Origin of the sequence: Helicobacter equorum (assembly GCF_900198655.1) — a bacterium.
Taxonomy (GTDB): Bacteria; Campylobacterota; Campylobacteria; order Campylobacterales; family Helicobacteraceae; genus Helicobacter_F; species Helicobacter_F equorum.
In genome coordinates this window covers 1-11,486 of record NZ_FZPO01000068.1, presented here as the reverse complement: position 1 = coordinate 11,486, position 11,486 = coordinate 1, and the positions used below count along the sequence as shown (strand labels likewise).

The following is an 11,486-nucleotide window of genomic DNA, read 5'->3' as shown; positions in this document are numbered from 1 at the left end:
TGTAAAAGCGTAATTTGCTCTGTTGTGGCATATTTGCTCACTGCCAAAAGCGACACAATATGATGAGGATTGTAAGCTAAGCGTGCGCGTTCAATTTTGCGTATGACAAGATCAAGGTTGCGTATATAAGATGCATGCATAAATTCCCTTTAGATTTTGTAGTGTAGCGTTAATTATAAGATATTGTGCCTTAGATTTTGATTTTATGGGTATTTAAAGTTATAATGCACATTATGAAATACAATATGTTTTTTATTCTTAGTGCTTTTGTTTTTTTGTGCGAGGTTCTTTTTGGTGCACGCCCTATGAATACTGATGATGCTCGTGTCGTCGCGCCAAAAAGTTGCCAAATAGAAAGCTGGACAAAATTTGGAGGGGGTCATGAGCTATGGGCACTTCCTGCGTGCAATTTTTTGTTTGATACCGAAATGACGCTTGGTGGAAATTTGACTTATCAAGATTCTTCACATACTGGTCCTTATGGTGCGTATCAAGGTGTTGCTGTTTTTGCTTTCAAAAAAATCTTTTATGATTTAGAGCGTGATGGATTTAGCTATGGGCTTAGCGTTGGCAATGCGCGTTTAGGACGATTTTTAAACCATAATGATACTTTTTATACATATGCACTTTTTAGTAAAGCATTTTTTGCTAATCAACTTTTTTTGCATACAAATCTAGGCTACAAAGCCACAAAAATCCACAACCTCTATACCCTTGGCGTTGGTTTTGAATACGATATGAATGAATATATTTGGCTTATGGCAGAGGGATTTAAAGAGCAATTAACACCTGCAATGTATCAAGTAGGTGTGAGAATCTGGCTTAAACGCGATATGGTGCAAATAGATTGCACATATGGTAATGTTTTTTATCAACCTTTTGGGAAAAATATGGCGTTTGGAACTATTGGCATACGACTTTTGAGCGAAAAACTCTTTTAAGATTTTAAGGAATTGTTGTATAATCCGAAGTTTTTGGTTTAGAATCCTAAATTCATCTTTGGAGTAGCTATAATGAAACAATATAATATAGGAATCGTCGGTGCGAGTGGTGCTGTCGGTGAAGAATTAGCATTAGTCTTAGAAGAGCAAAATTTTCCTGTAGGCAAGTTTGTGCCACTTGCAAGTGCGCGTAGTGCAGGGGAGAGCGTCTCATTTAGAGACAAAGAGTATGAAATCTTAGAAACCACTGATGAAGTGTTTGCAAAAGAAGAAATTGAGATTGTATTTTTTTCTGCTGGTGGGAGTGTGAGCGCAAGATATGCACCTAGTGCGGTTAAAGCCGGTGCATTGGTTATTGATAATACAAGTCATTTTAGAATGGATACGGATGTGCCACTTGTTGTTCCAGAAGTCAATCCAGAGGATATAGCGTTATATAAAAAGCGTGGTATCATCGCAAATCCGAATTGTTCGACAATCCAAATGGTACATATTCTTGCACCACTACATAGAGCATTTGGTATCGATCGTGTCGATGTAAGCACGTATCAAGCAGTTTCAGGAGCGGGTAAAAGAGGCATAGAAGAGCTTTTTACACAAATGCGTCAGATTTTAAATTTTGATATTCAATCTTGTGAAGCAGAGGTTTTTGCACATCGTATCGCACTCAACGCAATTCCACATATTGATGTCTTTTTGGATAATGATTACACCAAAGAAGAAATGAAAATGATCAATGAAACAAATAAAATCTTGCATACAACCCTACCTATAAGTGCGACTTGTGTGCGTGTGCCAGTGCTAAGAAGTCATAGCGAGAGTATTACAATCCGCTTTGAAAATGCTATAGATAGCATAAAAGCTAGAGAAGTGCTAAAAAATGCTCCAAATGTTGTGCTAATCGATGATGTCAAGAATAATCAATATCCTATGCCACTTACCGCTACAGAGACAGATCAAACTTATGTCGGACGCATACGCATAGATAACTTTGATCCAAAAATCTTGCATTTATGGTGTGTAGCAGATCAACTTCGTGTGGGTGCAGCAACAAATGCTGTGCGTATTGCCCAAAAATGGATTGAGCTATGATTTTTGTCGATGCGTGTTTTAGGAAACCTACGCCATACACACCGATATGGCTAATGAGACAAGCAGGGCGATATTTAACCGAATACAAAGCTACACGTGCAGAGGCTGGAAGCTTTTTGGATTTGTGTAAAAATGTGGAGCTTGCTACTGAAGTTACGCTTCAGCCTGTAGAAATCTTGGATGTTGATGCAGCAATTTTATTTAGTGATATTTTGGTAGTGCCACTTGAGATGGGTTTGGATCTTGAATTTGTCGCTGGAGAGGGACCAAAATTTAAGCAAACAATTACAACACAAAATGATGTAGATTCTCTTAAGAGTGGTGCATTCAAGAATCTAGAATATGTGTATGATACATTGAGTATACTACGCCAAAAGCTTCCCAAAGATAAGGCATTGATAGGGTTTTGTGGATCTCCTTGGACACTTGCTACATATATGATAGAAGGCGAGGGGAGCAAGACATATACAAAAAGCAAAAAAATGCTTTATAGTAATCCGACACTCTTGCATAGCTTATTAAGCAAAATTAGTGATGAGCTAAAGGGTTATCTTGCACGACAAATAGAATCTGGTGCGAATGCTGTGCAAATTTTTGATAGTTGGGCTGGGGCACTTGAGTGTAGTGCGTATTTTGAATTTAGTTGGCGTTATATGCAAGATATTGCACAATTTTTAAAAAATAAATATCCACATATCCCTGTGATGCTTTTCCCTAAAGGTATTGCAGGATTTTTGGATCATATTGATGGAGTATTTGATGTGTTTGGTGTGGATTGGAGCACTCCTATGGAATTAGCCAAACAAAAACTCGGACACAAATATGTTTTGCAGGGTAATCTCGAACCTGCGAGACTATATGATAGAGATTCTATGATAGATGGCGTGGAGGCGATATTACGCGTTATGGGAAAAAAAAGCGGACATATATTTAACCTTGGACATGGTATGCTACCAGACTTACCACGCCAAAATGCCATAGATTTAATACAAATTGTAAGAGAGCACACAAAGCGCTAATAGCGTGGCAATCAGCAAGGTTTTTTATATCTCTTGTTGTGTTGTATGATGGGTGTTTTATCTGCATAGCTTGTTGTAGGCATATCAAAAATTTGTGAGATTTTATGTGCCAATTTTTGATATAATGCCTACCTTGCTACTTATTATGGGGTTGAAAAGGAATTCGACAGGAAGTGTAGAATCTAAGTGCATGTGAGCCGGTAAGCTCTAAAACTGCCAAATAACAATAAACGCAAACAATACAAATTACGCTCCAGCTTACGCAAAAGTAGCGTAAGTCTTATTTCCTTTTTGGGAGCCGACATTTCTAAGAGTTCTAGCCTTTTAGATTCTGTCGTCATTATGCTAGATGCTTGCTAGATATGTCTTGGTTTAGCAAAAAGACAAAGAGGCTGCTTGTCATGTAGAGTTTGGGGGTTTTCTCTTGGGACAAAAAGATAAAAATCCTATCTAAACATGTAGAGTCTTAGTGGAAATGCTTTTTGGACTGGGGTTCGATTCCCCACAACTCCACCATAGTACGCACTTTTCTCATTTTTTCTTCTTTTTTATAAATCCTATAATATCGATATACAGGCATTTTTAAGGGCTATAATCGTATATTTTTTATCGATTTTAGATGGTGTCCAAAATTTAGTATAAAATATAAATGTATAAAAATATTCTCTATTTTTAGGTCTATAAAGCCCTATAAATAGGTGTAAAATGCTATAATTGCATTTTGAAGCAAAACAAAATGTTTTAATAATCTTTTAATAATCATCTACGAACCGGGACTCAAAATTTTATTAAAAGAAAATGCCATTATATATCGTTATAATCGATATTTTATGAGTGTCGCTTTGGGTTTATTTTTTAAATTTTTATTAAGGTTTTTTGCATAGAAAACTTAAATGTATTGCCTTTCTTTTTTAATGCTGTGAGATTGTTATGTCTCAAACTACCGCTTAGTGATATCTTCACTATAACTTCCTTGTGGTGAAAGTCTTTATTGTTTTGTATGGTTTAAGAGAAAGATCGTTCTTATACAAAAGAAATTCCTTTTCCTCCTTACTTCCCTGTCTAATGCTTTACTTCAAATCTCTACAATCAAGGCAATTAATCCAGTATTAAGAGCTAACCAAGTTCGGTTATCCAACAAATGGATTTCTTTGCAAGTTGGGTATATTGCATTGTTTCTTAATAGTTTTCCCCATTTGCCTATATAAGGACTATCCTTGCTTCTCTTGCAAGAAGGATAGGAGAGATGACTTCCATAGCTATGCCCATCCATTTAATACTTAAATCTTTAAAAACACTAGCAATAAAGAATCCTATAAGTAATATACAAGGCACAATAATAAAAAAGAATACAAACCACATTATAGAGATTCCAAAGAAATATATTCTGTAATACGCCCTTTTTGAATACATTTGCCATAAAAGTCTAGCATATCCAAATACTGCATTATGTGACTTTTCTTTGTGTATTAGATTGCATAATGAGACTAAATAAGAGTTAGAGAATCTCTCCATATAAACCGACAATATCTAAGCTCATTACAGAGAATCTATATATGCCCTTAAATCTTTTTCGTTAAGGATTTTTATACCGAGATTCTGTGCTTTTGTGAGTTTGCTACCAGCATTTTCTCCACATAACAAAAAATCTGTTTTGCTACTCACCGATGAGCTTATCTTAGCACCCAAACTTTCCAAAATTTCCACAAAATGCTCTCTTGGGGCAGAGAGTGTGCCTGTAATCACCACACTTTTATTAGCAAATATAGAAACTTTAGCAACATTCACATCCGACACCTTAGGTTTTATGATTTGCAACATTGTGGCTATAAGCTCTGCATTCGCGTGATTAAATTCGCATAATGATTTTGCCATCTCTTCACCAAAGCCATCTATTTGCATGATTTCTGTTTCATGGGCACCAAAAACTCCAAGTCCAAAATGTTTGGCAAGTTTTTTACTCGCACCCTCACCAATATGCTCGATTCCAAATGCATTCACCAATCGCCAAAGATCTATACCATAAGTATTATGAATGCTTTGCAAAAGGTTTTGGGCGCGTTTTTGTTTCCAACCAGGAAGTGCAAGCAATTCTTCTTCTTTGAGTGTATAGAGATCTAAAATCCCACATATCAAGCCCTTATCAAAAAGCTCATATACAATTTTTTCTCCCAAACCATCGATATTAAGCGCTTTTTTTGATGCAAAATGCACAATAGATTCTTTAACGCGTGCGGGGCAATTAAGGTTTTGACACTTGATAAGGATTTCTTCGATTAATAATTCTTCCCCACATTCTGGGCAAATAGTAGGTGGGGTTATTTTGGTTTGTGAGCCATCGCGTAATGTATGAATGGAAGAAATAATTTTTGGTATCACATCTCCACTACGGATTATTACCACTCTATCACCGATACGAATATCCTTTTTGGCAATTTCGCCAAAATTATGAAGTGTCGCACGAGCAATCATCGCACCCTCAATTTCCACAGGCTCTAGCTCTGCTACAGGTGTGATAACGCCTGTGCGTCCGACTTGAAACACAATGTCTTTAACAATAGAAGTTTTTTCTACCGCCGGAAATTTATATGCACACGCAAAACGCGGAGATTTGATTGTCCAACCAAGTTGCTCTTGAATCTCAAATTCATCAATCATTATGACCATACCATCAAGCATAAGTGGGTAGGATTCGCGGAAATTTAAGAGGGTTTGATACGCATGTATAATACCCGCTTTGTCTGTGCAATGCACCAAAAATGGCATGGGCATAAAACCAAAAGATTCTAAGGATTTAAGAGTTTCATAAAAACTTTGTGGTTGTGTGTGGATAGCACCCACACCCCATGGCATAAAACGCAAAGGGCGCTTAGCCGTAATCTTAGAATCTAATTGTCTTAGACTACCTGCTGCGGCGTTGCGTGGGTTTGCAAAAAGCGGAATATTCTCTGCAAGTCTTTGGGCATTAAGAGATTCAAAATCATCTTTGGAAATTAGCACTTCTCCGCGAATTTCTATTTGTTCTTTATAAGGAATTTGAAGTGGGATAGAAAATATCGTTTTTGCATTTTGTGTTACAAGCTCGCCCTCTATCCCGTTGCCACGAGTAGTAGCGCTTTGTAACAAACCATTTTCATACAAGAGATTCAGTGAAGCTCCATCAAATTTTGGCGAACATGTAAAGGTAGCGTGTGGATTGCTTTTGTGGATTCTGTGTAGCCATTCTTCTAGCTCATCATCAATAAAAATATCATCAAGACTCCACATACGCTTACGATGCGTATTCTTGCTAAACTCACTTAATGGGACATCACCTACACGTTGTGTTGGTGAGTTTGGAGATATAGAATCTGGATTGGCGTCCTCATAGACTTTGAGTTTATGATATAGTGTATCATACTCTGCATCACTTGCGATAGGAGAATCTAAAACATAATAATAATGAGCCATTTTATTGAGTGTATCAATAGCTTGATGATAGTTTTTGGAATCTATAGAATCTAAACTCTGCAAGATAAGTCCTTTTTGTGATTTTTAAGCTATTTTTGGTAGAATTATACACGATTTCACACTTCTTTTCTTAAAGATTTATATGCTAGATAAATACGCTTAGGGAGATTGTCTTGATAGAAAATATTGACAAAACCACGACTTTACACCTCAAAAATGAGGCGCAGTTTTTATGTTTCACTTTGGAAGAGGAGCAAGAGGGATTGACACAACTCTATGCGATGAATGTCTTTAAGGTTCGTGAGATTATTTACTATAATGATGTCATTACAGAAACAGAAGGAGATAATACCGGTGTTTTGTTAGGATTTCTCACTGTACGCGATGAAACAATTCCGCTTGTAGATATGCGACGATGGATTCATTACAATCCTTCGGATCCTTATGAGGATCTCACACAATATTCCGTGCAAACCGATAGGTGCCTTGTGGTGATCTGCGATTTTTCAAATTACACGGTGGGACTTAAGATTCGCAATGTTAAGCGTATTATTCAAAAGAGCTGGAATAAAGTCAATATAGGAAGTGAATATGGAATTGATGGAAATTCTAAAGTTACAGCTACAACCAAGTATGATAATGGCGAGGTAGTGCAGATCCTCGATGTAGAAAGAATGGTGGTTGATGCGTTTCCTATGCAAGGTTCTGTAAATGAGCTTGATTTAGAGAGTATAGGACCCATTATGAGTAATCGTATAGTGCTTTTAGCAGAGGATTCTAAGACTGCAGCAAAAAATCTCCAACACATCATAGAAAAGCTTGAATTACAATATTTTACATTCCCAAATGGCAAGAGCTTACTAGATTATCTCAATAATGCTGGTGTGGTAAAAATGGTAGGAGCAATCATTACGGACATAGAAATGCCTGTTATTTCGGGATTTGAAGTATTGAAACGTGTCAAAGAAAATCCTGAAACTGCACATATTCCTGTGATTATCAATTCTTCTATGAGTTCGGATTCTAATAGACAAATGGCAGAAACACTTAAGGCTGATGCGTTTATTACAAAATCTAATCCTATTGAGATAGAACAAGCTCTCAAACGATTTCTTAAAAGCTAAACTTATTCTTTAAGGAAATAAACTTATGTATAGAACTCATTTGTGTGCAGATATTGTCAAAGAGCATATTGGGGAAGAGGTGCGTGTATGTGGATGGTGCAATAGTTATCGTGATCATGGGGGAATTGTATTTCTTGATTTACGCGATAAAAGTGGGATTGTGCAACTTGTGTGCGATCCTAGCTCCCAAGCGTATGATATTGCTTCAAGTGTGCGTGATGAATTTGTCCTTATCGCTAAGGGGAAAGTGCGTGCTAGAGGAGAGGGGTTAGAAAATCCAAAGCTTAAAACTGGCTTTGTTGAAATCGTGCTTGATGAACTTATTATCGAAAATAAATCCCTCACGCCACCCATTGACATAGGAAGTGAAAATGTTGGTGAGGATTTGCGCCTAAAATATCGATATTTGGATTTGCGTGCAAAAAAAGCATACGAGATTTTTAAAATCCGATCTGATGTCGCTATTGCGGTAAGAAACTCACTACAAAAAATGGATTTCTTAGAGGTGGAGACACCTATTCTTACTGCCTCAACGCCAGAGGGTGCCAGAGATTATCTTGTGCCTTCACGCGTCCATGATGGGCAATTTTTTGCCTTACCTCAAAGCCCACAAATATTTAAGCAACTCTTGATGGTTGGTGGATTTGATAGGTATTTTCAAATCGCCAAATGTTTTAGAGATGAGGACTTGCGTGCAGATAGACAACCTGAATTTACACAAATCGATGTGGAGATGAGTTTTTGTGATCAAGAAGATGTCATGCAAGTAGCGCAAAATCTTCTTGCAGATATTTTCCGTGCGTGTGGCAAAGAAATTTCAACACCATTTAGGAGAATGACTTGGCAAGATGCTATGGAAACATATGGAAGTGATAAACCAGACTTGCGCTTTGCTATGCCACTTGTGGAAGTGGGTGATTTGTTTGTGACTTGCAGTAATGAGATTTTTGCATCTATTGCCAAAGATTCAAAACTCAATAGATTTAAGGCATTATGTGTTAAAGGTGGTGATGCATTCTTTACACGAAAAACTTTGGGCGAAGCAGAGGAATTTGTGCGTAAATTTGGCGCAAAAGGTTTGGCATATGTACAAGTCAAAGAGGGCGAAATAAAAGGACCATTAGCAAAATTCCTTTCGGCTTGGGATCTTGAATTACTTTTAAAACGCGTTGGTGCAGAAGTAGGTGATGTGGTCTTTTTTGGTGCAGGACCAAAGAAAATCGTGTGGGATTATATGGGGCGTTTGCGACTTAAGGTTGCTCAAGATATGGGACTTATAGATTCACAAAAGCTTGAGTTTTTGTGGGTGGTGGATTTTCCTATGTTTGAAATTAATGATGATGGGAGTATATCGGCACTACATCACCCATTCACAATGCCAAAAAATTTAGAGCAGGGCATAGAATCTGGCGATATAGAATCTATCCAATCTATCGCGTATGATATTGTGCTTAATGGAATAGAGTTGGGTGGAGGAAGTATCAGAATCCACAAAGATTCTATACAAAACAAAGTCTTTGAGATCCTTAATATTTCTCAAGAACAAGCCAAAGAACGCTTTGGGTTTTTACTAGAGGCACTAAGCTATGGTGCGCCACCACACGGAGGATTTGCTGTGGGATTTGATAGACTTATTATGCTACTTACACATAGTGCTTCTTTGCGTGATGTTATCGCATTCCCCAAAACACAAAAAGCGACATGCCTACTCACAAATGCACCAAGCGAGGTAATTGAGGAGCAATTGCGTGAGTTGCATATACGATTGCGTAACCCAAAACACTAAGGAGAATTTATGAAAACATTATTTCTTATCATTGGAGCACCAGGCAGTGGCAAGACCACCGATGCTCAAATTATCGCACAAAATAATACACAAAAGATTGTGCATTATTCCACTGGTGACTTATTGCGTGCAGAAGTGGCTAGTGGCAGTGAGCAAGGTAAGCTTATCGATAGTTTTGTAAGCAAAGGAAATTTAGTTCCGCTTGAAATTGTGGTAAGTACGATTGTTGGTGCGATCAAAAATGCTCCAAAAGATGTGATTATCATTGATGGCTATCCACGCAGTGTAGAACAAATGGAAGCTCTAGATTCGCAACTACAAGGGCAGAGTGATGTAGTGCTAAAAAGTGTAATAGAAGTCGAGGTTAGTGAAGAGGTGGCGCGTGATAGAGTGCTAGGACGCGCACGGGGCGCTGATGATAATGTCGAGGTTTTTAACAATAGAATGAAAGTCTATCTCACACCTTTGCAAGAAATTGAGAGTTTTTATAACAACAAAAATCTCTTGCACAAAATCAATGGTGAGCGCACTATAGAAGAAATTGTTGCTGATATGCAAAGCTTTATATTGCAACAACTTTAGATTCTAAAATACTACTAAAGGAGCAAAAATGAATATAGAAAAAATTGCTATAGGTTCTAATCCTGATGCCATCAATGTTGTCATTGAGATTCCATATGGATCAAATATCAAATACGAAGTGGATAAAGAAAGTGGTGCTGTCGTGGTAGATCGTGTGATGTATGGTGCGATGTTTTATCCAGCAAATTATGGTTTTGTACCAAATACACTAAGCGATGATGGTGATCCAGCTGATGTATTGGTGATTAACGAATATCCATTACAAGCAGGAAGTGTGATCAAAGCACGGCTTATTGGGGTTTTAATCATGGAAGATGAGAGTGGAGTTGATGAAAAACTTATTAGTGTGCCTATTTCTAAAATCGATCCACGCTATGACAATATCAAAACCCTAGAGGATTTACCAAAAATCACACTTGATAGAATAAAAAATTTCTTTGAAACTTATAAAACACTCGAGCCAAACAAATGGGTGAAGGTCAAAGACTTTAAAGACAAACAAGAAGCGCAACGCATTCTCCAAACTTCTATTGATAATTACAAAAAGTAACAAGTTTCTTAACTTTTTGTTGTTCTCTCATAGTGACTTGCAAAAGCCTATATGAGAGAATCTTACGCATTCCTAGCATATGTAATACACCAACTATCCTCTCATAATTTACATTTTCTTATAAATTTTGTCTTTCTTGATGTGTTTAAAATCTCTTTGGATTCTATAATTAACTTCTTTGCTTTATAATTTGAGGAGCTTTCAAAGAGCTTCAAGGATTTTACATAAGGAGAGAAAGATGGATTTTGCACAATTCATAGAAGAATATAACAAACTCAAAGCCGAACGTGAGGAGCAGGGCATACCTCCATTACCGCTTAATGTCAAACAAACACAATGCGCAATAGATATTTGCAAAAGCTCAAATGCTAGTGCTGAACAAAAAGCATTTGCAAAAGAGTTATTAATCCATAGAGTAAATCCGGGTGTTGATGATGCAGCAAAACTCAAAGCAGAATTTTTTGCAGAGATTCTAAAAAGTGGCAAAGAACAAGTTTTTACGCCATTAGAAGCGATCAAATACCTTGGGACTATGCTAGGTGGATATAATGTCAAACCACTTATTGAAGGGCTATCATTAGCAGATACTACACTTGCCAAAGAATGTGCTAACGCGCTCAAACACACACTGCTTGTATATAATAGCTTTGAGGATATTGCAAAACTTAGTGCGAATAATCCTCTAGCTAAAGAGGTTTTAGAATCTTGGGCAAATGCTGAATGGTTTTTGCAAAAACCTGGATTGCCAGAGGTCATTAAAGCCTGTGTGTTTAAAGTCGATGGCGAGACAAATACCGATGATTTAAGTCCGGCAAGCGATGCTTTTACTCGAAGCGATATTCCTTTGCACGCAAAGGCTATGCTAAAAGCGCGAATAGAAAACTTTGAACAACGCATTCAAAATATCAAAGATATAGCAAGCAAAAATGATGCACAAGTAGC

The 11,486-nt window shown here is 37.3% G+C and carries 8 protein-coding genes, 1 other RNA gene and 1 pseudogene; 9 read left to right on the top strand and 1 reads right to left on the bottom strand.

Translation table 11 applies throughout. From position 1 onward, the window contains the following. The first annotated feature begins 233 nt into the window (after positions 1-233). From C6H22_RS08280 to ssrA, 4 genes are all read left to right on the top strand, one after another. The gene (locus C6H22_RS08280) at positions 234-941 is read left to right on the top strand and encodes a hypothetical protein (RefSeq protein WP_104694800.1); all 708 of its coding nucleotides are present in this window, start codon (positions 234-236) and stop codon (positions 939-941) included. Positions 942-1,013: 72 nt separating this feature from the next. Further along, on the top strand, positions 1,014-2,033 hold the full coding sequence (locus C6H22_RS08275) for an aspartate-semialdehyde dehydrogenase (protein WP_104694799.1): 1,020 nt from the start codon (positions 1,014-1,016) through the stop codon (positions 2,031-2,033). Continuing rightward, on the top strand, positions 2,030-3,052 hold the full coding sequence (gene hemE / locus C6H22_RS08270) for a uroporphyrinogen decarboxylase (protein WP_104694798.1): 1,023 nt from the start codon (positions 2,030-2,032) through the stop codon (positions 3,050-3,052). Before C6H22_RS08275 ends, hemE begins: the two co-directional genes overlap by 4 nt. A 147-nt stretch (positions 3,053-3,199) precedes the next feature. Then, positions 3,200-3,568, top strand: a transfer-messenger RNA (tmRNA) gene (gene ssrA / locus C6H22_RS08265). 1,023 nt (positions 3,569-4,591) lie between these two features. Here ssrA and ligA read toward each other — a convergent pair. After that, positions 4,592-6,547 carry an NAD-dependent DNA ligase LigA gene (gene ligA, locus C6H22_RS08260; protein WP_104694801.1) on the bottom strand — a complete coding sequence of 652 codons (1,956 nt, stop codon included), beginning with the start codon at positions 6,545-6,547 and terminating at the stop codon, positions 4,592-4,594. A 128-nt stretch (positions 6,548-6,675) separates the two neighbouring features. Between ligA and C6H22_RS08255 the strand changes: the two genes are divergently transcribed. The 5 genes and pseudogenes from C6H22_RS08255 to C6H22_RS08235 all read left to right on the top strand — a co-directional run. Beyond that, entirely contained in the window at positions 6,676-7,626 is a 951-nt protein-coding gene (locus C6H22_RS08255) for a chemotaxis protein (protein WP_104694797.1), read from the top strand. Between the two features lie 25 nt (positions 7,627-7,651). After that, complete coding sequence (gene aspS / locus C6H22_RS08250) at positions 7,652-9,412, top strand: aspartate--tRNA ligase (RefSeq protein ID WP_104694796.1); 1,761 nt, start codon at positions 7,652-7,654, stop codon at positions 9,410-9,412. Between the two features lie 9 nt (positions 9,413-9,421). Continuing rightward, on the top strand, positions 9,422-9,994 hold the full coding sequence (locus tag C6H22_RS08245; RefSeq protein ID WP_104694795.1) for an adenylate kinase: 573 nt from the start codon (positions 9,422-9,424) through the stop codon (positions 9,992-9,994). A gap of 28 nt (positions 9,995-10,022) precedes the next feature. Beyond that, positions 10,023-10,544 (top strand): inorganic diphosphatase, encoded by a 522-nt coding sequence (gene ppa, locus C6H22_RS08240; RefSeq protein ID WP_104694794.1) that lies wholly within the window; start codon positions 10,023-10,025, stop codon positions 10,542-10,544. 238 nt (positions 10,545-10,782) lie between these two features. Further along, a pseudogene (locus C6H22_RS08235) lies at positions 10,783-11,486 on the top strand (bifunctional aconitate hydratase 2/2-methylisocitrate dehydratase); the annotation flags it as partial.

Coding starts and splice junctions, on each gene's coding strand:
- C6H22_RS08280 (WP_104694800.1), top strand. CDS start 234: ATGAAATACAATATGTTTTTTATTCTTAGTGCTTTTGTTTTTTTGTGC.
- C6H22_RS08275 (WP_104694799.1), top strand. CDS start 1,014: ATGAAACAATATAATATAGGAATCGTCGGTGCGAGTGGTGCTGTCGGT.
- hemE (WP_104694798.1), top strand. CDS start 2,030: ATGATTTTTGTCGATGCGTGTTTTAGGAAACCTACGCCATACACACCG.
- aspS (WP_104694796.1), top strand. CDS start 7,652: ATGTATAGAACTCATTTGTGTGCAGATATTGTCAAAGAGCATATTGGG.
- C6H22_RS08245 (WP_104694795.1), top strand. CDS start 9,422: ATGAAAACATTATTTCTTATCATTGGAGCACCAGGCAGTGGCAAGACC.
- ppa (WP_104694794.1), top strand. CDS start 10,023: ATGAATATAGAAAAAATTGCTATAGGTTCTAATCCTGATGCCATCAAT.